This window comes from Gordonia marina, from assembly GCF_052036135.1.
Taxonomy (GTDB): domain Bacteria; phylum Actinomycetota; class Actinomycetes; order Mycobacteriales; family Mycobacteriaceae; genus Gordonia.
In genome coordinates, this window is sequence record NZ_JBPSDN010000038.1 from 1 (window position 1) to 21,912 (window position 21,912).

Below are 21,912 nucleotides of genomic sequence, written 5' to 3' on the forward strand. Positions count from 1 at the left end.
ACAACGCCGCACTCATCTGCCTCGCCCGCCGCCGCTGCGACGTCCTCTACGCCATGATCAAGAACCGCGAACCCTACCGAGCACCCGTACCCGCCGCGGCTTGACAAGTGTCATAGGGACACCCCCCCCAACCTGCCCCCAGTCCTGCACCCCCCTGGTCCTGCCACCCTCCCTCCCGATCCTGAGCAAACCCCGGGGCCGGTGACCTGTATCGGGTCACCAGCCCCGGGGTTCCCACGGAATCAGCGCACGGGCGGGTCGGCGGGCAGGACGTGCTCGCCGGAGCGGTCGCACGCCAGGGCCAGCGACGAGATGTACTGCTTCTCGCCGCCGGGGCCGGGCAGGGCCGAGGCCAGCATGTCGGGGCGCTCGAACTCGGTCTGCGTCACGCAGCACCACAGCTTGGCGTCGCTGGGGTTGCCGTACTCGTCGTACATCGGCAGGTCGATGCCGTCGTCGCCGCGGCGCAGGTAGTAGCGGCCCTTGGTCACCACCGCGAGGACCGGCGGGAGGATCACCGCGATGCCGGCGGCGAACAGCGGGGAGAACGGCTGCACGCCGTCGCCGAAGACCCCGAAGAAGACCATGATCGACACCCCGGCGGCGACGATCACCGACACGAAGCCGACCGGGTTGACCGCGTACAGCATGCCGCGGCGGAATTCCGGCGCCTTGGGGCTGATCTTCAGCAGGTACTTGTTGACGACGATGTCGGTGGCGACCACGACTATCCAGGCGATACCGCAGTTGGCGTAGAAGTTGAGCAGCTGCGACAGGAAGCTGAACATGTCGGCCTCCATCAGCGCCAGCGCGATCGCCAGGTTCACCACCACGAACACCAGGCGGCCCGGATAGGTCTTGGTGACGCGGGTGAACGAGTTGGTCCAGGCCAGCGACCCCGAGTAGGCGTTGGTGACGTTGATCTTGATCTGCGAGATCACCACCAGGATCACCGCGAGGGTCATCGCCAGCCAGGCCGGCATGAAGTCCTCGTAGATCATCACGAACTGGTGCACCGGCTCGTTCGCGACGCCCACGCTGTCGGCGACGTGCCCGATCAGATACACCGCGAGGAACAGGCCGGCGATCTGCTTGAGCGCACCGAACACCACCCAGCCGGGTCCGGCGACGAGCACCGCGGTCCACCACTTGCGGTTGTTCTCCGGGGTCTTGGGCGGCATGAAACGCAGGTAGTCGATCTGCTCGGCGATCTGCGCGATCAGCGACAGGCAGACACCGGCGCACAGCATGATCCCGGCCCAGCTGACCCCCTTGCCGAGCGGCTGGCCGTCGGAGTCCACACCGGAGAAGTTCAGGAAGTCGCTGACCGACCCGGGGTGCGCGGCGACCAGGTAGACGAACGGCCCGACCATCATGATCAGCCACAGCGGGGTGGTCCAGACCTGCAGCTTGGCCAGGGCCTTCATCCCGTAGATCACCAGCGGCAGCACCATCAGCGTGGAGACCAGGTAGCCGATCCACAGCGGTATGCCGAGGCCGAGTTTCAGGCCCTGCGCCATGATCGAACCCTCGAGGGCGAAGAAGATGAACGTGAACGACGCGAAGATCAGGTTGGTGACCACCGAGCCGTAGTAGCCGAAGCCGCTGCCGCGGGTGATCAGGTCGAGATCGATGTTGTAGCGCGCCGCGTACACCGCCAGCGGAATACCGGTGATCACGATGACGACGGCGAACAGCAGGATGCCCCACAGCGCGTTGCCGGTGCCGTGCGCGATGCCGATGTTCGCGCCGATCGAGAAGTCCGCCAGGTAGGCGATGCCGCCCAGCGCCGACGTCGCCACCACCGCGGCGCTCCACTTGCGGTAGCTGCGCGGCGCGAACCGCAACGTGTAGTCCTCGAGCGTCTCTTTCAGCGCCTCGCGCTCGGCGAGGTCGACGGGCGACGATCCCGCCTCCCCACGTACCAGTTGTTCGGTCATCTGACCCTCCCACTCGTGCCGGGTTGCTCCCGGTGCACCGAATGTAGGAAGGCCTCATGCCGCGGCCGCGACGCCGGAGTTTCGGCCGTGTTTCGCGGGCGGCGGCCAGGTTACCGCTCGGAGTCGATCAGCTCTCGGGGTCGACGGCGCCGCGCCGCAGCAGTACCGCCGCGGCGACCAGTGCCCACAGCGACAGCAGGATCCCGGTCAGCCAGAGGCCGAGCGTCTCCAGGTCGGCGGAACCGACCGCCGCGACCACCCCACCCCACCCGAAGGCGTCCGCGCCGATCCCGGCCAGCTGGACGACGGCGACCGCGATCGCGACGAGGGCGGAGATGCCCGTCATGATCAGCGCGTACGGGATCACCCGGCGATCCGGCGCCGCCCCGGGCGACCACGCGTAGGCGCGCCGCATGACGGCGCCCTGCACCGTGTCGAGCAGCGACATCCCCGCGGCGAACAGGATCGGCAGCGTCATCACCGCCCACCACGGCACCTTCCCGACGGTGGCGGTGCCGGCGAGGGCCAGCAGCCCGATCTCGGTGGCGGTGTCGAAGCCGAGCCCGAACGCGAAACCGACGCCGAACATGCGCGACGGCCGGTCGATCAGCGTCTCGAACCGGCGCAGCACCCACCACATCGGGCCGCCCTGGGCGGCGGCGTCGCCGGTCGCCCGGGCACGACGCGCCCGGCGCAGCGACCAGAGATTGATACCGGCGATGAGCAGCAGGAACAGCGACGACACCGCGGGCCCCCACACCCCGCTGAACGCGTGCACCCCGGAGTCGTCGCTGGCGACGGCACGGGCGGCCGCGCCGATGCCCGCGGCGAGGGCCGCGCACAGCAGCACCACGACCGACGAGTGGCCGAGCGAGAACCACAGGCCGACCGTGGACGCCGGACGGCCGCGGCCGACGAGCCGCCGGGTGGTGTTGTCGATGGCGGCGATGTGGTCGGCGTCGAAGGCGTGGCGCATGCCGAGCACGTAGGCGCCGAGCCCGACGGCCAGCGCCGCACCGCCGCCGGCCGAGTAGTGCACCCCGGCGGGGGCGACGACCAGCAGGAGCAGACCCCAGCCGAGCAGGTTCAGCCCGATGATCACCGCGGCGGCCACCGGCCAGCCGGACAGCCGCAATCCCACGTCGCGCCGCTCGTCGTGCCTCATGCCGGTCTCCCGTCGGTGAGTTCGGTGCGCCAGGCGTCCCAGACGGCGCCGAGCGGGCTGTCGTGCAGGTCGGCGCCGAGGTGCCGGGCCAGCGCCCCGGGCCCGTCCAGGGCCATCGCCCCGGCGAGGGCGGCCGGTCGCCGCCCGGCGAGCAGCACGGTGTCGACGATACGAGCGTCGCCGACGATCCCGGGCACCGGAACGTCTCCGGCGATGTCGGTGTCCTCGACCAGCAGCGGCGCCTCGTCGTGGGTGACGGCGGTGCGCAGCCGGACCCGGCCGCCCCGTTCGCCGGAGCGTCCGAGCACCGTGGTCTCACGCAGCAGCGCGCACGCCCCGGCCGCCAGGGTGAGCGTCAGCCTCCGGGTGAGGTCGGCGCCGTCGGCGACGACGGTCTCCCGGCCCTGCCAGCTCAGGGCGGCATCGGCGGCCAGATCGACCGTCACCGTCCACGAGCAGGGCTCGGCCGGGCGGCCGGGTTCACCGCCGCCGTACGCGACCGTGCCGCCCACCTCAGTGATCTCCAGCAGGCACCCGGTTCCCACGACGATCCGCACGTCGAGGTGGTCGCCGCCGAGCAGCATCGCTCCCCCGGCGACCAGCGCCAGGTGCGCGGTGTCGCCGGTGCGCTCGATCAGCCGCGGCACCAGCACGGCCCCGGCACCCGCCGCCATGGTGACGCGAGCCCGGCCCGGTGCCCGTTCCACCTCGACGATCGTCGGCGACGGTGTCGCGCGGTCAGCCATGGGTGTGGGTGTAACCGCCCTCGGGGTGGTCGTCGTCGGCGTGGAAGTGCGGCGCCATCGGCCCGGGGTCGATCGGTGTGTGCGCACCGGTGCGATGCGCGTCGATCAGGCCGAGGACCCAGGCCCGCAGCTGCGCGATCGAGTCGGGCCGCTTCCGGGACAGCGCGAGCACCCGCCCGCCCTCGCGGGCCGCCTCCGCGTCGGCCACCATCTGCTCCACGTCGACCTCGACGTGCGGCGCGAGATCGGTCTTGTTCACCACCAGCAGGTCCGCGCGGGCGATGCCGGGGCCGCCCTTGCGGGCGACGTCGCCGCCGCCGGCGACGTCGAGCACGAAGATCTGCGCGTCGACGAGGGCCGGCGAGAAGGTGGCGGTGAGGTTGTCGCCGCCGGATTCGATGAGCACCAGGTCGAGCGGCGCGAAGTCGCGCTCGAGGTCTTCGACGGCGATCAGGTTGGCCGTGACGTCGTCGCGGATGGCGGTGTGCGGGCAGGCCCCGGTCTCTACCGCGCGGATGCGGTCGGGGTCGAGGACGCCCGCGGACTTGAGGAAGCGGGCGTCCTCGTCGGTGTAGATGTCGTTGGTGATCACCCCGATCCGCAGGTCGTCGGCGAGGGAGCGGCACACCGTCGCGATCAACGACGACTTGCCGGTGCCGACGGGCCCGGCCACCCCCAGACGCAGTGCGCGCTCAGCTGACTGCGCAGATGATTCAGGCACGGAACAACCTCCGATCCGATGTGGCGTGGGCCTGCGCCCACTCTTCCGTTTGGGGAGCACTGGCCGCGGGGATCGCGGCCGGCTCGGTCAGTGCGGCGAGGCCGGTGACGTGCGGTTCCGCGGCCGCACACGCGTCCAGGATCCAGCCGCTGACCTCGGCCGGGTCGCGGGGTTCGAGCTTCAGCAGGGCCGCCGCCGCACCGGCTGCCTCGTCGTAGATCACCAGGCGCGCCAGGTCTTCCGGTGACAGGCCGAGTTCGACGGCCATCGCCCCGAGCACCACCGCGCGGCACGGTCGTGGGTGGGCGTCGAGCGCCGCGAGCGCGGGCGAGTCGGGCCACAACCGCCGCGCCAGCCGACGGTAGCCCCGGGCGAGTTCGCGGGAGGCATCGCGGAGCGCGGGCGACGGCGTCCGCGCCGCCCACGCCCGTTCCACACGGCCGAGATCTCGACTCCGCTCGATCAACATCTCTGTCGAGACCGCCACAGCCCCCTGAGCCGCCGACGAAGGAGGCGTGTCGAAGGGTACGAGCAGATGCCGCGCCACCACCGCGGTCCCCGCCTCCACGCACGACGTGGTCACCGCCCTTCCGAGCATCAACTCCCGCACCCGTTCCGCGGCGAGGCCACCGCGCAGCGCCGGTTCGACACCCGACGAGTACGCGTGGCCGCCGGTGGGCAGCCGCGCGTCGGCGAGCAGCATGGCGGCGAAGGTCATCAGAACATCGAGTAGAGCTGGGCGAGCGGGAGTTCCTGAGCGGGGGCGGGGGTCACCGGCTCGCCGTCGATGGCGATCGCGAAGGTGTCGGGTGCGATCTCGATGCGCGGCAGGGCGTCGTTGACCTTCATGTCCTTCTTGCCGATGCCGCGGGTGGGGCGCAGCGGAGCGAGGCGGCGCGCAAGCCCGAGCCGGCCGGCGAGACCGTCGTCGAGCGCGGCCGGCGACACGAAGGACACGGACAGATCGGCCCCGATGGCGTCGCCGAAGGCGGGCCGCATCAGGACCGGCTGCGGCGTCGGGATCGACGCGTTCGGGTCGCCGAGCGCCGCCCACACCAGGCCGCCGCCCTTGATCACCACCGACGGCCGCACCCCGAAGAACCTGGGTTCCCACAGCGTCAGGTCGGCCAGCTTGCCGACCTCGACCGAGCCGACCTCGTGGTCGATGCCGTGCGCCACGGCCGGGTTGATCGTGTACTTGGCGACGTACCGCCGGGCGCGCAGATTGTCCGCCGGACTCGGACCGTCGAGCGCGCCGCGTCGTGCCTTCATCACGTGCGCGACCTGCCACGTCCGGGTGATCACCTCACCGATCCGGCCCATCGCCTGCGCGTCGGACGAGGTGATCGAGAGGGCCCCGAGGTCGTGCAGGATGTCTTCGGCGGCGATCGTCGTGGCCCGGATACGCGATTCGGCGAAGGCCAGGTCCTCCGGCACCGACGGATTCAGGTGATGGCACACCATCAGCATGTCCAGGTGCTCGGCGACGGTGTTGACCGTGTGCGGCAGCGTCGGATTGGTCGATCCCGGGATGATGTGCGGCAGCGACGCGATGGACAGGATGTCCGGGGCGTGCCCGCCGCCGGCGCCCTCCACGTGGAAGGCGTGGATGCTGCGGCCGTCGATCGCGGCGACCGTCGACTCCACGAAGCCGGTCTCGTTGAGCGAGTCCGAGTGCAGCGCCACCTGCAGGCCCCAGTCGTCCGCGGCGGTCAGCGCGGCGTCGATCGCGGCGGGCGTGGAACCCCAGTCCTCGTGCACCTTGTAGCCGGCGGCACCCGCGAGCGCCTGCTCGGCGAGGCCCTCCGCGGAGACGGTGTTGCCCTTGCCGAGCAGCAGCACGTTGAGCGGCAACCGGTCCAGCGCGCGATGCATCTGCGTCAGGTGCCAGGCGCCCGGCGTCACCGTGGTCGCCTTGGAGCCCTCCGACGGCCCGGTGCCACCGCCGATGATCGTGGTGATGCCGGTGGCCAGGGCCTCGTGACACTGCGACGGCGACAGCAGGTGCACGTGCGAGTCGATCGCGCCCGCGGTGAGGATCTTGCCCTCACCCGCGATCACGTCGGTCGACGGTCCGATGATCAGCGCCGGGTCGACGCCGTCGGCGATGTCCGGGTTGCCCGAGCGCCCGATACCGGCGATCCGGCCGTCGCGCAGCCCGACGTCGGCGCGCGTGATGCCCCACCAGTCGAGGATCACCACGTTGGTGATGACGGTGTCGAGCGCGCCGGTGACACTCGGCCCGCTCGCTCCGCTCCCGGCGCCGGGTTCTCGCGGGGTCGTCGACTGCGCCATCGACTCCCGGATCGACTTGCCACCGCCGAACACGGCCTCCTCGCCGCCCACGGTGAGGTCGCGCTCGATCTCGATCCACAGGTCGGTGTCGGCGAGTCGTACCTGGTCACCGGCCGTCGGACCGTAGATCGCGGCGTATCGTTCGCGGTCGATGTGCATGCTCTAGCGCTCCTTCTCACCGAGTTGCAGACCCGGTACCCGCCGCCGGCCACGCAGGGCGACCGCCTCGACACGCCGCGACGCCCCCGGCTCGAACCGCTGCGAGGTCCCGGACGGGATGTCCAGCCGGAAGCCGCGGGCGGCGTCCCGGTCGAAGTCGAGCGCGGTGTTGGCGTCGGGCAGATGGAGGTGGGAACCGATCTGAACGGGCCGGTCGCCGGTGTTGACGACGACGAGGGTCAGCCGCTCGTCGTCGGTGCGGTCGGCGTTGAGGTCGATCGTCCCGGGCCGCACCCGCACGGCGCCCGGTCCCTCGGTGTTCAGCGACATGCGCGCTCCTACGACTCGATCGGGTGATGCAGGGTGACGAGCTTGCGGCCGTCCGGGAAGGTGGCCTCCACCTGGACGTCGTCGATCATCTCGGCGACGCCCGGCATCACCTCGTCGCGGCGCAGCACCTCGCGGCCCGCTGTCATGAGTTCGGTGACCGGCAAGCCCTCCCGGGCCCGCTCGATGACCCACGTCGAGAGCAGCGCGACCGCCTCCGGGTAGTTCAGCAGCACGCCGCGCTCACGACGGTCGCGCGCGACCATCCCGGCCACGGCCAACAGCAGCTTCTCGCTGTCTCCGGGTGTCAGGTGCATGCGCCCGATGGTGCCACCCCCGCGCGGCCCGTCCGGCCACTCTCGGCCCGTTTGCCGAGGTCGCCCCGATACGCGTAACCAGAACGTCACCCGCCGGAAACACCCGCCGGTCCGGCGTCCCGCCACCACCGACCGCCCGGCGCCACCGTTACGCTGATCTGCGATCGGTCGAAACAGGGGTGGCACATGAGCACTTTGCAGCCGGGCGAGGTCTTCGCCGGATACACCGTCGAGCGCCTGCTCGGGGCGGGCGGCATGGGCGAGGTCTACGTGGCCCGCCATCCACGACTGCCCCGCAACGACGCCCTCAAAGTGCTCGCCGCTCAGCTCGCCCACGACGACCAGTTCCGCAGGCGCTTCGAGCGGGAAGCCGATGTGGTCGCCGGTTTCTCCCACCCCAACATCGTCAAGGTGCACGACCGCGGCGAGGCCGACGGCCGCCTCTGGATCGCTCTCGAACTGGTCGACGGCACCGACCTCACCGGTGTCATCGCGCGCGGCCCCGTCCCGGCCGCCGAGACCATCGCGATCGTCGCCGAGATCGCCGACGCGCTCGACGAGGCCGCCGACCACGGGCTGGTCCACCGCGACGTGAAGCCCGCCAACATCCTGCTCGACAAGCGCGGCCGCGCCCTGCTCACCGACTTCGGTATCGCGCACCTCGCCGCCGAGGCCGCCGAACTCACCGGCACCGGCATGACGATCGGCACCGTCACCTACGCCTCCCCCGAGCAGTTGCAATCGCTGCCGCTCGACGCCCGCGCCGACCAGTACTCGCTGGCCTGCACCGCGCACACCCTGCTCACCGGGGTCCCGCCGTTCGGCGGCGGCAACGCCGTGTCGATCATCATGGCGCACCTTCAGCAGCCGGTCCCGGCGGTCACCAGTAGGCGCGGCGACCTGAGTCCGGCGGTCGACGCCGTCTTCGCCCGCGCGCTGGCCAAGAATCCGGCCGAGCGCTTCCCGACCAGCCGCGCCTTCGCCGAGGCACTGGCCGCGGCTCTGGACGTCACCGTCGCCGCCCCCGCGCACGGCGGATCACCGGTCACCGAGCCCCGCCGCGACATATCACCCCCGACGGTCGCCGCGACCCCGCACACGGTCCCCGCGGCACCGCACCAGGTACCGCCCGGGCAGCACCCGCCGTTCGTGCCGGCCGGCGGCGGGTATCCGCCCTTCGCCCCGGCCTCCGGCGCCGGTCCGCAGATCCCCGGACGGGAGCCCCGCAAGCATCGGACCGCGCTGATCGTGGGCGCGGTGGTCGGTGTGCTGATCCTGGTCGGCGCGGTGATCGCGGTCGCGACCACGGTCGGCGGCCACGGTCACGGCGGAGGCGGCGGGGCGTCGTCGCCGGTGACCGTCGCCGCCGACGCGAAGAAGCTCAAGCGCGACCCGGTGACCCCGGACATGGCATCGCTGGCCACCGAGCCGAAGGAGGCACTGTGGATCTACAAGCCCTCGGCGAACGACTACTCCAGCCCGCAGGCGATCGGCGGCACCGAGACCACCGTGTACATGGCCGAGAGCGACGCCGACCGCACCACCATCGACCTGGTCGACGCCGCCACCGGCAAGCTGCAGCGCACCGTCCGGGTCACCGGCTTCGATGACCTCTACGGCTGCCGGAACCTCGCGACCGCGAACAAGATCATCTGCTCGACCGGTTCCTCCTCGGGCGGCTACGCGATCGTCGACCTCACCACCGGCGCGGCGACCACACTGCCCACGGGCAGCGGCACCCGGCTCACCGTCACCGGCGACACCGCGCTGATCAGCAGCGACTACTCGGTCGCCGCCTACGGTCTCACCGGCCGGAAACTCTGGTCGGCCGACGACAGCACCTCGTCCACCGACACCGTGCCGGACGGATCCCCGGTGGCCGCCGTCACCGACGGCGCCGTCTTCACGCTGCGGGACATCACGACCGGCAAGGTGCTCTTCACCCACGATGCCTCCAAGGCGATCAACCCCGAGCAGGACGTGCAGACCACCTGGATGCCGTTCCGCGGCGGCTTCGCGGTGGTGAACGACGCCGACCGCGTCGACCTCTACAACGCCGCGGGCACCAAGACCGCGACCGTCGACGACGGCTGGCTCCCCGTCGACTATGAACCCTCCGCCGCGGCCACTGGACTGCCCGTCCTCACCGATGACAAGAGCAACCAGACCGCGACCTTCGATCCGGCGACCGGAAGACCCGCGGTGACCGTCCGGCTGGAGTCGGACGCCAGTCGCATCCTGGCCGCCGTGGGCACCGCGGTGGCCGTGTCCTACACCTCGCCGACGGCCTCGGCGAGTTCGGGCTCCGGCTACGCCACGGCCTGGTTCGACGCCTACTCCGGTGGCGGCGGACAGGACATCACCGTGACACTGCCGAAGGTCCTGGGCACCGACGGCGAACGCCTGCTGGTCAGCAACGACTCCGGCTCGTCGGGCAGCTTCGGCGCCTACGGCCCGGGCCGCGGCTATGCCGCCGACTGGACCGTGTACCTGAAGAACTCGTACGGCCTCCTCGTCGCCGGCGGCAAGCTCTACGACCGCAACCGCCGCCTGCTCTGATCCCTGGCGCCGTCCCGCGCAGGTCTACAGCGCTTCGACGCGGGCTCAGAATCGACGGCGGCCCGCACGACGACGGCGTCTTGGCGGCTCACGCGTGCATATGGGGATCGTGCCCCGCGATCGTGCCGTTGTTCTGCCGCGCCACCCGGCGCTCCCCGGTCACCGCGCGCGACGCCCAGCCGCAGGAGTCCCGTCACCCGTGACCACCATCCGAACACCACCCCCGGACCTCCCGACCCGCCCCAGACACGAGCGAGAAACCCCGGGACAGGTGGTCACATGGCGGTCACCGACGACGGACCTGCTCACCCGTCACTCGGCTCGAGGCTCCGTCGTGTCTCAGCCGGGCGCCGCCCGGTCACGATCCGGGCCAGCGCGCCCACCAGGAGCGCGGCCACGCAGAGCCACACGGCCAGCGCCACCCACGACTCCCAGGTGCCGATCGTGTCGAGCCACGACGTGCCGCGGATGTACCCGAATTGGCGCGTCGACTCGCCGTACATGCCGATCGGGAACACCATGGCCCAGAGCGCGGGCCGGTAGCCGCGGATCGCGCCGGTCCGCGAGTGCTGCCACAGCATGAGCGCGATGGTCGGGATCAGCATCCAGGTCACGAACGCCCACAGCGCCATCGCGATGCCGCCGACCACCGGGCGCGGCATCACGATCTGCTCCTCCGCGGTGCCCAGCACCTCCGCGGCGCCCAGAATCGAGATCGCCCCCGAGCCGAGGAAGACCCAGTAGGGCGCCACCTCGTCGTCTCGCCGCACACCGACCAGCAGCAGCCGCGCCGCGACGAGCGGTGCGATCACCGCCAGTTGCAGGATCCCCAGACCCCACGCGAGCACCGCCAGCGTGGCCCCGATGTCCGATCCGGCGGCCTTGGACCAGGCACCCAGCGAAACCGCGAGCGCCTGCGTGGAGACCACCACCAGGAACCAGGTGCCGTCGAACATCGACAACCCCGGCGCGCCGCGGCCGCCCCGGCGACGACTCGCCTGCCCCACCACCGTGCCGAGCACACCGTATTGCAGCGCCGCCCAGGTGATCGCCGAGACGACGATCACCACCAGTGTCAGGGTCGCAAGTCCCATCGCGGCGAACCGCGCGGCGAGCACCCCGCCCGCGGCGACGAACGCGAGTGTCCCGCACCGCCGGGACACCACCTGCTCGCCGAGTTCGCCAATGCCCGCTGCCGCCGCGCCGGCCACCACCCCGCTGACCAGCACCGCGTATCCGGCGATCGCGATCCACAGCACGATCAGCGACAGCAGTTCGGCGCCGGTGTTGTGCAGCGCGGTGGACACGATCCCCGTCGCCATCACGAACGTGAAGTGATCCAAGCGCAGACCCCGCCACGCCGTCACGAGACGACCGAGCGAACCGGACATGAACCACTCCGTTCAATCAGGGACTAAATACTTTAAATGAGCCGAAGTGCTCGGAATTACCTTACGGTTGACACCATGGTCGGCACACCGAGAACCCAGGGCGAAGCGGCGCAGGCACTCCTCGACATCGGCAAGTTTTTCACGAAGTGGGACGAGACGAACGATAAGCGCGCGGTCTTCCGCGAGGGCGGGCGCGCGGGCGATGTCTTCTACCGCGACCGCTGGAGTCACGACAAGATCGTCCGCTCCACGCACGGGGTGAACTGCACGGGGTCGTGCTCGTGGAAGGTGTACGTCAAGGACGGCATCATCACCTGGGAGACGCAGGAGACCGACTACCCGAGCGTCGGCCCGGACCGCCCCGAGTACGAGCCCCGCGGCTGCCCCCGCGGCGCGGCCTTCTCCTGGTACACCTACTCCCCGACGCGGGTGCGTCATCCATACGCGCGCGGCGTCCTCGTGGAGATGTACCGCCAGGCCAGGGCGAAAGGGCTCGACCCGGTCGAGGCCTGGGCCGACCTCACCGGCGACCCGCTGCGGCGCCGCGCCTACCAGCGCGCCCGCGGCAAGGGCGGCCTGATCCGGGTGACCTGGTCCGAGGCCGTCGAGATGGCGGCCGCGGCGCACGTGCACACCATCAAGACCTACGGCCCCGACCGCTGTGCGGGCTTCTCGCCCATCCCGGCCATGTCGATGGTCAGCCACTGCGTCGGCACCCGGTTCATCCAGCTGATCGGCGGCGTGATGACGTCGTTCTACGACTGGTACGCCGACCTGCCGGTGGCCAGCCCACAGGTCTTCGGCGACCAGACCGACGTCCCCGAATCCGGTGACTGGTGGGACGCAACCTACCTGATGATGTGGGGCTCCAACGTCCCGGTCACCCGCACCCCGGACGCGCACTGGATGGCCGAGGTCCGCTACCGCGGCACCAAGGTGGTCACCGTCTCGCCCGATTTCGCCGACAACACCAAGTTCGCCGACGAATGGCTGCCCGCGCAGGCCGGCACCGACGCCGCGCTCGCGATGTCCATGGGCCACGTGCTCTTGAAGGAGTACTTCGTCGACCGGCAGGTGCCGTTCTTCACCGAGTACGTCGGCAAGTTCACCGACCTGCCCTTCCTCATCGAGCTCGACGAGCAGGACCACGACGGCGCCCCCACACTGGTCCCCGGCAAGTTCCTCACCGCCGAGCAGCTCGGCGGCGAGGCGGCCGAGGACGCGTGGAAGCCGGTCTTCCTCGACGACGCCACCGGCGACGTCGTCGTCCCCAACGGCTCGATGGGCTTCCGCTACGCCGAGTCCGGCCAGGGGCGATGGAACCTCGACCTGGAGGGCGTCGTCCCGCGGCTGAGCCTGTACGACGACGCCGAGGCCACCCCGGAGACGATCAGCCTTCCCGCGTTCGACGCCCCCGACGGCAGCGGCACCGTGCTGACCCGCGGCGTGCCCGCACGCCGGATCGGCGACCGGCTGGTCACCACCGTGTACGACCTGATGCTCGCCCAGTACGGCGTGGGCCGCGACGGCCTGCCCGGCGACTGGGCGGCCGGGTACGACGACGCGTCCACGCCCTACACCCCGGCGTGGCAGGAGGAGATCACCTCGATCCCCGCCGCGGCCGCGATCCGCGTCGCCCGCGAGTTCGCCACCAACGCCGAGGAGTCCGGCGGCCGTTCGATGATCATCATGGGCGCGGGCATCTGCCAGTGGTTCCACGGCGACGTCACCTACCGCGCGATCCTCGCGCTGCTCAATCTGACCGGCAGCATGGGCCGCAACGGCGGCGGCTGGGCGCACTACGTCGGGCAGGAGAAGTGCCGCCCGATCACCGGCTGGATCTCCCTGGCCAACGCCCTGGACTGGAGCCGGCCGCCGCGGACGCAGCCGGGGACGTCGTACTGGTACATGCACACCGATCAGTGGCGCAACGACGGCTACTCGACGACGGCGCTGGCGTCTCCGCTCAGCAAGGGCGTGCTGGATCATCCGCACACCGCCGACGCGATCGCCCAGTCCGCGCGGCTCGGCTGGATGCCGTTCTACCCGCAGTTCTCCACCAATCCGCTGCAGGTGGCCGACGCCGCGGCGGCGGCCGTGGAGGCCGGCGAGGCCGCCAGCCCCGGCGCGTATGTCGCGCAGAAACTGCACGACGGCGGACTGACCCCGGCGATCGACGACGTCGACGCGGAAGAGAACTGGCCCCGCACGCTGGTGCTGTGGCGCTCCAACCTGCTCGGTTCCAGCGCCAAGGGCGACGAGTACTTCCTCCGGCATCTGCTCGGCACCCAGCACAACGTGCTCGGCACCGAGCACCCGGACACCCCGCATCCGAATGAGGTCCGCTGGCGCGACGAGGCCCCCGAGGGCAAGCTCGACCTGCTGCTGTCGGCGGATTTCCGGATGACGTCGACCACGCTGATGAGCGACATCGTGCTCCCGGCCGCGACCTGGTACGAGAAGTACGACCTGAGCTCGACGGACATGCATCCGTTCGTGCACGCGTTCAGCCCGGCGATCGATCCGCCGTGGGAGGCCAAGAGCGACTTCGACCTGTTTCACGCGCTGGCCGCGGAGCTGTCGAAGCAGGCGCGCAAGCACCTGGGCACCGTGCGGGACATCGTCGCCACCCCCAACCAGCACGACACCCCGGGGGAGACCGCGAATCCGCACGGCATCGTCGACGACTGGCTCGGCGGCGACTCCCCGGGCGTGCCCGGGAAGAATCTGCCGCAGTACGTCGTCGTCGAACGCGACTACACGGCGATCGCCGACAAGCTCGCCTCGGTGGGTCCGCTCGCCGACAAGCTCGGGTTCACGGTCAAGAACGTCACCTTCGACATCGCCTCGCAGACCGGAAAGCTCGCCGCCAAGAACGGCGTGATGCTCGGCACCGGGAGCGCAGCGAGCGGGCCGAACGGATCCCGCGGCGGATCCGTCGTCGATGGGCGGCCGGCGATCGACACCGACGCCAAACTCGCCGAGGCCATCCTGATGTTCTCCGGCACCACCAACGGCGAACTGGCCGTCGACGGCTTCGAGAAGCTGGAGCGGACCACCGGCAAGACCTTCGTCGACCTCGCGGCGGGCTCGGAAGAGAAGCGGATCACCTTCGCCGACACCCAGGACAGCCCGCAGCCGGTGATCACCTCGCCGGAGTGGTCGGGCAGTGAGACCGGCGGCCGGCGCTACGCCCCGTTCACCATGAACATCGAGCGGGAGAAGCCCTTCCACACCCTCACGGGGCGGATGCACTTCTACCTCGATCACGACTGGATGCTCGACATCGGCGAGGCGCTGCCGATCTACCGGCCGCCGCTGGACATGCACCGGCTGTTCGGCGAACCCAAGCTCGGCCCGACCGGCGAGATGGAGATCGCGGTCCGGTTCCTGACGCCGCACAACAAGTGGTCGATTCACTCCGAGTACCAGGACAACCTGTTCATGCTGTCACTCTCGAGGGGTGGGCCGACGGCATGGCTGGCGCCGGAGGACGCCGCGGCGATCGGCGTCGTCGACAACGACTGGATCGAGTGCGTCAACGCCAACGGCGTGTTCGTGGGCCGGGCGGTGGTCAGCCACCGCATCCCGGCGGGCGTCACCTACGTGCACCACGCGCAGGAGCGGACCATCGACGTGCCGAAGTCGGAGGCCACCGGCAGACGCGGCGGCATCCACAACTCGGTGACCCGCCTGCTGGTGAAGCCGTCGCACCTCATCGGCGGATACGCCCAGCTCTCCTACGCCTTCAACTATCTCGGCCCCACCGGCAATCAGCGGGACATCGTCTCGACCATCCGCAAGCGCAGCCAGGAGGTGACCTACTGATGCGAGTCATGGCCCAAGTCGCGATGGTGATGAACCTCGACAAGTGCATCGGATGTCATACGTGTTCGGTGACCTGCAAACAGGCGTGGACCAACCGCGCGGGCACCGAATACGTGTGGTTCAACAACGTGGAGACGCGGCCCGGCCAGGGCTATCCGCGCCGCTACGAGGATCAGGAGCAGTGGAAGGGCGGCTGGAAGCTCAACCGCCGCGGCCACCTGCGGCTGCGCACCGGCGGCCGCTTGCAGAAGCTGGCGACCATCTTCGCCAGCCCCGTCCAGCCCACCCTCGAGGACTACTACGAGCCCTGGACCTACGACTACGAGAACCTCATCTCCGCGCCGCTCGGCGACGACATCCCCGTCGCCCGGCCCAAGTCGCTGATCACCGGCGAGGACATGAAGATCACCTGGTCGGCCAACTGGGACGACGACCTCGGCGGTTCCGCGGCGACCGAGGAACTCGACCCGATCCTGCAGAAGCTCCGCCAGGAGGCCTCGGACAAGATCAAGTTCTCGTTCGAGCAGACCTTCATGTTCTATCTGCCACGGATCTGCGAGCACTGCCTCAACCCGTCGTGCATGGCGTCGTGCCCGTCCGGTGCGATCTACAAGCGCGAAGAGGACGGCATCGTGCTGGTCGACCAGGATCGCTGCCGCGGCTGGCGCCAGTGCATCACCGGCTGCCCGTACAAGAAGATCTACTACAACCACCGCACCGGCAAGGCCGAGAAGTGCACGTTCTGCTATCCGCGCATCGAGGTCGGGCAGCCCACCGTGTGCTCGGAGACCTGCGTGGGCCGCCTCCGCTACCTCGGGCTGTTCCTGTACGACGCCGACGCGGTGACCGCGGCCGCCTCGGTGCCCGAGGAGACGGACCTGTACGAGGCGCAGCTCGACCTGATGCTCGACCCGGCGGATCCCCGGGTGATCGCCGACGCTCGCCGGAGTGGGATCCCGGACGACTGGATCGACGCGGCCCGCCGTTCGCCGGTCTACGCGCTGGCGAAGAAGTACCGGGTGGCGCTGCCGCTGCACCCGGAATACCGCACCATGCCGATGGTCTGGTACGTGCCGCCGCTGTCGCCGATCGTCGACCTGCTCACCGGGCAGGGGCACGACGGCGAGAACCACGACAACCTGTTCGGTGCCATCGACACGCTCCGCATCCCGCTCGAGTATCTCGCCGAGTTGTTCTCCGCGGGCGACACCTCCGTCGTCGAGGGCGTCCTCAAGAAGCTGGCCGCCATGCGCAGCTACATGCGCGACGTCGCCCTGGGCCGCGAACCCAACCCGCTGATCCCGGCGTCGGTCGGCATGGACGAGGAGTCCATGACGGCGATGTACCACCTGATGGCGATCGCCAAGTACGACGACCGCTACGTGATCCCCACCGCCCACAAGGAGGAGGGCCACCGGCTGGAGGAGATGGCCTGCTCGCTGGACTACGACGACGGCCCCGGCATGTACGAGTCCGGCCCCTTCGGTGAGGCGAGCGGTCGTGCGACGCCGGTCTCCATCGAGACCTTCCAGGCCCTGAAGCAGCGCCAGTCGAGCGACCACGCCGCCGACGACGCCACCCTCCGCCGCCGGGTCAACCTGCTCAACTGGGACGGCAACGGCTCCCCCCTCGGGAGGAAGTGATGCGCAACCCCCTCCGCCGCCCCGCCAAATCCAGGCAGCCCGTGAAGTCAACGCAGCCGGTTGAGCTCGCCCACCAGCCCGTTGAGCCGATCGAGCCGCTAGGCGAGATCGTGTCGAAACGCCCCCCACAGCCCGCCGAGCCCACCCGGAAACCCGACGAGTCCCGGAAACCCGCCGAGTCAAGGCAACCCGCCGAGTCAAGGCAACCCGCCGAGTCCAGGCGGCCCGTTGAGCCAATACAGCCCGTTGAGCCGGGTGAGGCGCTAGCCGAACCCGTGTCGAAACGCCCCTCACAGCCCGTTGAACCCACCAGGAAACCCGCCGAGCCCAGAAAACCCGCCGAGCCCAGGCAGCCCGTTGAGCCGGGTGAGGCGCTAGCCGAACCCGTGTCGAAACGCCGTTCTCGACACCCGATCACCAGACGAAGGCCGGCCACCGACACCACCCACCGGGTGATCTACCAGGTCGCGTCGCTGACCCTCCAGTACCCCGACGACGAGCTGCTGTCCCAGACCCCTCTCCTCGCCGCCGCCCTCGCCGACCTCCCGGATTCTCCGTCCACCCGGGCGCTGGCGCGGTTCGTCGAGCACCTTTCGACAAGCTCAAGGGGCGATACGACAAGTTCGAGGGACGACACGACAGGCTCAAGGGGCGACGCGGCGCCGACCCCGGACGACCTGCGGCGCGACTACGTCGACGTCTTCGACCTGTCCCGCCACCAGACCCTGTACCTCACCTACTGGTCCGACGGGGACACCCGGCGGCGCGGCAACGCCCTGGCCGCGATCAAGCAGACCTACCGGGACTCGGGTTTCCTCGTCGACACCCACGGCGAACTGACCGACTACCTGCCGATGATTCTGGAGTTCGCCGCGCGGGCGGATCTGCCCGCCGGACGCGAACTGCTGATCGAGCACCGCGCGTCGCTCGAACTGATCCGGCTCGCCCTGCTCGACAGGGGGTCGGCCTACGCCGGCGTCCTGCGCGCGATCTGCGACACCCTGCCGGGCGAGTCCCCGAAGGACAAGGCCACCGCGCTGTCGATGCGGCAGAGTGCGCCGGCCGTCGAACGTGTCGGCCTGGAGTCGGGCGATCCCCGGCTGCTCCCCCTGTTCACCGCCCAAGACATGGCGGCGATGACCCGCACATCGCCGCGTCCCGACGCACGTGTGGAGGCGAGACGATGAACGTCTTTCTCTGGGGAGTGATCCCCTACCTGGCACTGGTCGCCGTGATCGGCGGCACCGTCTGGCGCTACCGGTACGACAAGTTCGGCTGGACCACCCGGTCGTCCGAGCTCTACGAATCGCGGCTGCTCCGCATCGGGTCGCCGCTGTTCCACTACGGCATCCTGCTGGTCATCGTCGGCCATGTGATGGGTCTGCTGATCCCCGAGTCGTGGACCACCGCGCTCGGCGTCTCGGAGGACCTGTACCACATGGTCGCGGCCATCGGCGGCATCATCGCGCTGGTCGCCGCGCTGGCCGGGGTGGCGATCCTGATCTACCGGCGGCGCACCGTCGGACCGGTCTTCGCGGCCACCACCTGGAACGACAAGCTGATGTACCTGGTGCTGGTGTCGGCGATGCTGGCCGGCAGCTACATCACCCTCGTCGGCGCCGTCGACCCGCACGGGCCGGGGGTGAACTACCGGGAGACCGTCGCACCGTGGTTCCGGTCGATCTTCATCCTGCAGCCGGACATCCACGCCATGGAGGAGGCGCCGCTGCGCTTCCACATCCATGTGCTGCTCGGCATGCTGATGTTCATTCTGGTGCCGTTCACCCGGCTGGTGCACATCTTCACCGCACCGCTGCACTACTTCTTCCGGCCGTACATCGTGTACCGCAGCCGGGACACCAAGACCACCCGCGGCCCGCAGTCGGGTCCGCACCCCAGGTCCAAGGCCTGGGCTCCCATCGGCACCGAGGATCGAGAGTCATGACCGTCACCCCCGCTCCCGTCGACGCGCTGCCGCCCGGCGTCACGTCCGGCGCCCAGACCCGGAACCTGATCCTCGCCACCGCCGGTTTCGCGCTCACGTTCTGGGCGTGGAATCTGATCGCGCCGCTGGCCAAGTTCTACGAGAAGGAGATGGGCCTCGACCCGACGCAGAAGTCGGTGCTGATCGCCGTGCCGATCCTGGTCGGTTCGCTGGGGCGCATCGTGGTCGGCGTGCTGACGCCGCGCTTCGGCGGCCGGGTGATGTTCACCGGGCTGCTTCTGCTCTCCGCGCCGTTCGTGCTCCTGGTGGCCGTCGCCGGGCAGATGAAGAGCTTCCCGTTCATGGTCGTGATCGGCTTCTTCCTGGGTATCGCGGGCACCAGCTTCGCCGCCGGCATCCCGTTCGTGAACAACTGGTACCAGCCGAGCCGCCGCGGCTTCGCGACCGGCATCTTCGGGGCCGGTATGGGCGGCACCGCGCTGTCGGCGTTCTTCACCCCGCGGTTCCGGGAATGGTTCGGCTACTTCCCGACGCACATCATCATCGCGGTGGCGCTGGTCGTGATGGCGGTGATCACGTGGCTGATGATGCGCGATGCGCCCGCCTGGACCCCGAACACCGAGCCGGCCGTGCCGAAGCTGGTCAGCGCGCTGAAGCTGCCGATCACCTGGCAGATGGCGTTCCTGTACGCGGCGGCCTTCGGCGGTTTCGTCGCCTTCTCCACCTATCTGCCGACCTATCTGGCCGACGTGTACGACATCCAGGATCTCAAGTCGGCCGGCGCCCGGACCGCGGGCTTCGCCATCGCCGCGGTCATCGCCCGGCCGATCGGCGGCGCGCTGTCGGACAAGTTCGGTCCGCGCCTGATCACCGCGATCTCGTGCGGTGGCGCCGCGCTCCTGGCGGTCTGGATGATCTTCAAGCCGGAACTGGGCAACGGATTGGCCGCGGTCGATTTCATCCTGATGGCCGTGATGATGGGTATGGGCGCCGGGTCGGTGTTCGCCTGGGTCGCGCTGGCCAGCCCGCCGGCCCGCGTCGGCGCGGTGACCGGCCTGGTCGGCGCGGCCGGCGGTCTGGGCGGCTTCTTCCCGCCGCTGGTGATGGGTGCCACCTACGACGCCGCGACCCACAGCTACACCGTCGGGCTGATCCTGCTGGTGTGCTTCGCCGCCGTCGCCTGCCTGTTCACGATCTTCGGCATCCCGCGCCGAGAGGACGCGCCCGCCGGCTGAGCCCCTCGGCTCCGCTCAGAACCACCGGGCGACAAGGAACCCGTATCCGCCTGCCGGGCCGGGCGAGGAAGGAGCCCGCACCCGCCGGCTGAGCCGGGCGACGAAGGAGCCCGTGTCGAAGCCCCCCATTTCCGAGGAGACCACCGCTATGAGCGTCACCGACCTTCCCGCCCTCGCCGACGAACTTCTCGCCGCCGCGCACGACGCCCCCGCCCACCGCGCCTCCGCGACGGTCCGGGGCCACGGCGACCGGCTCCGCGAAACCGTGATCGCCCTGGTCGCGGGCCAGGCCCTGCACGACCACTCCAGCCCCGGCGAGGCCACCCTCCAGGTGCTCCGCGGCACGGTCCGGCTCACCGCCCCCGGCACCCCGGATCTCTCGCTCACCGAGGGCCAGCGGACCGACATCCCACCGGTCCGCCACGGCCTGGCCGCCGACACCGACGCCGTGGTCCTGCTGACGGTCGCCCTGTAGCAGGAGCACCGCGAACGGCGCTTCGACTCGTCGGGACCCGCGACAGTCGTCACGCCCACGCGACAGCGGTCGACGACGCGACAACCGCGCGCGTCGCGTCGCCGACCGCTGTCGCGGGCAGCTCGCGGTTGTCGCGGACGCATACCGCTCGCGCCCACACGTCCCGCGGATCAGCCCCGCCGGGCCGCATCGAGCAGGATGGCCCGTTCGGCGACCGCCACGTTGTGGCGGGTCCGTTCGGCGACGTCCGGAGTGACCGACACCGACGTGATGCCCCGCCGGACCAAGTGCTCGGCCAGTTCGGGGTACAGCGATACCGCCTGACCGCACAGCGAGGTGGTCAGTCCGGCGGCGGACGCCTTCTCGATGATCGCGTCGATGGCGTCGAGCACGGCCGGATCCATGGTGTCGAAGAGTTCCTTGCAGACCTCGGAATCGCGGTCGACCCCGAGCATCAGCTGCGTGAGGTCGTTGCTGCCGATGGAGACGCCGTCGATGCCGAGCGCGGCGTACTCGTCCAGCCAGTAGACGACCGACGGCACCTCGGCCATGATCCATCGCTTCAGGCCGCGGTCCGCGCCGAGCGGGTGGTCGTTCAGGAGCGCGAGGCATTCGGCCAGCTCCCAGCGGGTCCGGACGAACGGGATCATCAGGTGCACGTTGGGGTGGGTACGCCGCACACGCTCGATCACGTCGAGGTCGAGCCGGAACAGTTCGGGCTCGCGGATGTACCGGTAGCAGCCGCGGTACCCGATCATCGGGTTGTCCTCGTCCGGTTCGGTGTCGCCGCCGTCGAGGGCGGCGAACTCGTTCGAGCGCAGGTCGATGGTCCGGTACACGACCGGCCGGCCGGCGAAGGCGGCGGCGATCCGCGACACCCCGTCGGCCATCGTCGCGACGTACTCCTCGCGGCGGCCCTGCGCCAGCAGCTTGGCCGGATGCAGACCGCCGAGCGCCTCGGTGATCATGAACTCCGCGCGCAGCAGGCCCACGCCGTCGGCGCCCGACGCCGCCACCTCTTCGGCGGCGTCGGGGGTCGCCAGATTCACATACACCCGCGTGGCGGTGACCTCCGGCGCCCGCGGGGAGGATTCGGGTGACGGCAACGGCCGTGGGGGGGGGGGGGGGGGGGGGGGGGGGGGGGGGGGGGGGGGGGGGGGGGGGGG

Annotated in this window: 16 protein-coding genes and 1 pseudogene; 7 read left to right on the forward strand and 10 right to left on the reverse strand. The window is 70.4% G+C overall.

Going from position 1 to position 21,912, the window contains the following annotated elements; genetic code table 11:
• Positions 1–242 precede the first annotated feature (242 nt).
• The 8 genes from ACSEEN_RS18160 to ACSEEN_RS18195 form a co-directional block, all read right to left on the reverse strand.
• Entirely contained in the window at positions 243–1,940 is a 1,698-nt protein-coding gene (locus ACSEEN_RS18160) for a purine-cytosine permease family protein (protein WP_440713948.1), read from the reverse strand.
• Between the two features lie 127 nt (positions 1,941–2,067).
• A complete protein-coding gene (locus tag ACSEEN_RS18165; protein WP_440713949.1) occupies positions 2,068–3,105 on the reverse strand; it encodes a HoxN/HupN/NixA family nickel/cobalt transporter in 1,038 nt (345 codons plus the stop codon).
• The gene (locus ACSEEN_RS18170) at positions 3,102–3,851 is read right to left on the reverse strand and encodes an urease accessory protein UreD (RefSeq protein ID WP_440713950.1); all 750 of its coding nucleotides are present in this window, start codon (positions 3,849–3,851) and stop codon (positions 3,102–3,104) included. The genes ACSEEN_RS18165 and ACSEEN_RS18170 overlap by 4 nt, the downstream gene beginning before the upstream one ends.
• Positions 3,844–4,572 (reverse strand): urease accessory protein UreG, encoded by a 729-nt coding sequence (gene ureG, locus ACSEEN_RS18175; RefSeq protein WP_440713951.1) that lies wholly within the window; start codon positions 4,570–4,572, stop codon positions 3,844–3,846. Before ureG ends, ACSEEN_RS18170 begins: the two co-directional genes overlap by 8 nt.
• Positions 4,565–5,290 (reverse strand): urease accessory protein UreF, encoded by a 726-nt coding sequence (locus ACSEEN_RS18180; RefSeq protein ID WP_440713952.1) that lies wholly within the window; start codon positions 5,288–5,290, stop codon positions 4,565–4,567. The genes ureG and ACSEEN_RS18180 overlap by 8 nt, the downstream gene beginning before the upstream one ends.
• Positions 5,290–7,026: an urease subunit alpha gene (locus ACSEEN_RS18185; RefSeq protein ID WP_440713953.1), complete on the reverse strand. Its 1,737-nt coding sequence runs from the start codon at positions 7,024–7,026 to the stop codon at positions 5,290–5,292. The genes ACSEEN_RS18180 and ACSEEN_RS18185 overlap by 1 nt, the downstream gene beginning before the upstream one ends.
• 3 nt (positions 7,027–7,029) lie before the next feature.
• Positions 7,030–7,356 carry an urease subunit beta gene (gene ureB, locus ACSEEN_RS18190; protein ID WP_298444471.1) on the reverse strand — a complete coding sequence of 109 codons (327 nt, stop codon included), beginning with the start codon at positions 7,354–7,356 and terminating at the stop codon, positions 7,030–7,032.
• Between the two features lie 8 nt (positions 7,357–7,364).
• Positions 7,365–7,670, reverse strand: a complete 306-nt coding sequence (locus ACSEEN_RS18195; RefSeq protein WP_247864927.1) for an urease subunit gamma — start codon at positions 7,668–7,670, stop codon at positions 7,365–7,367.
• 186 nt (positions 7,671–7,856) lie between these two features.
• On the opposite strand from ACSEEN_RS18195, the gene ACSEEN_RS18200 reads away from it, so the two are divergent.
• A complete protein-coding gene (locus ACSEEN_RS18200) occupies positions 7,857–10,229 on the forward strand; it encodes a serine/threonine-protein kinase (protein ID WP_440713954.1) in 2,373 nt (790 codons plus the stop codon).
• Positions 10,230–10,534: 305 nt separating this feature from the next.
• Here the strand turns inward: ACSEEN_RS18200 and ACSEEN_RS18205 are convergent, their stop codons facing one another.
• On the reverse strand, positions 10,535–11,620 hold the full coding sequence (locus ACSEEN_RS18205) for a tellurite resistance/C4-dicarboxylate transporter family protein (RefSeq protein WP_440713955.1): 1,086 nt from the start codon (positions 11,618–11,620) through the stop codon (positions 10,535–10,537).
• 75 nt (positions 11,621–11,695) lie between these two features.
• On the opposite strand from ACSEEN_RS18205, the gene ACSEEN_RS18210 reads away from it, so the two are divergent.
• The 6 genes from ACSEEN_RS18210 (at position 11,696) to ACSEEN_RS18235 (ending at position 20,746) form a co-directional block, all read left to right on the forward strand.
• Positions 11,696–15,448, forward strand: coding sequence for a nitrate reductase subunit alpha (locus ACSEEN_RS18210; protein ID WP_440713956.1), 3,753 nt, complete (start codon positions 11,696–11,698; stop codon positions 15,446–15,448).
• The gene (gene narH / locus ACSEEN_RS18215; protein ID WP_247864931.1) at positions 15,448–17,091 is read left to right on the forward strand and encodes a nitrate reductase subunit beta; all 1,644 of its coding nucleotides are present in this window, start codon (positions 15,448–15,450) and stop codon (positions 17,089–17,091) included. Before ACSEEN_RS18210 ends, narH begins: the two co-directional genes overlap by 1 nt.
• 452 nt (positions 17,092–17,543) lie before the next feature.
• The gene (gene narJ, locus ACSEEN_RS18220) at positions 17,544–18,278 is read left to right on the forward strand and encodes a nitrate reductase molybdenum cofactor assembly chaperone (RefSeq protein ID WP_440713957.1); all 735 of its coding nucleotides are present in this window, start codon (positions 17,544–17,546) and stop codon (positions 18,276–18,278) included.
• The gene (gene narI / locus ACSEEN_RS18225; protein WP_247864933.1) at positions 18,275–19,036 is read left to right on the forward strand and encodes a respiratory nitrate reductase subunit gamma; all 762 of its coding nucleotides are present in this window, start codon (positions 18,275–18,277) and stop codon (positions 19,034–19,036) included. Before narJ ends, narI begins: the two co-directional genes overlap by 4 nt.
• Positions 19,033–20,271, forward strand: a complete 1,239-nt coding sequence (locus ACSEEN_RS18230) for an MFS transporter (protein WP_247864934.1) — start codon at positions 19,033–19,035, stop codon at positions 20,269–20,271. Before narI ends, ACSEEN_RS18230 begins: the two co-directional genes overlap by 4 nt.
• Positions 20,272–20,419: 148 nt before the next feature.
• Complete coding sequence (locus ACSEEN_RS18235) at positions 20,420–20,746, forward strand: cupin domain-containing protein (RefSeq protein WP_247868089.1); 327 nt, start codon at positions 20,420–20,422, stop codon at positions 20,744–20,746.
• Between the two features lie 170 nt (positions 20,747–20,916).
• Here the strand turns inward: ACSEEN_RS18235 and ACSEEN_RS18240 are convergent.
• Positions 20,917–21,912, reverse strand: a pseudogene (locus tag ACSEEN_RS18240) (putative PEP-binding protein); the annotation flags it as partial.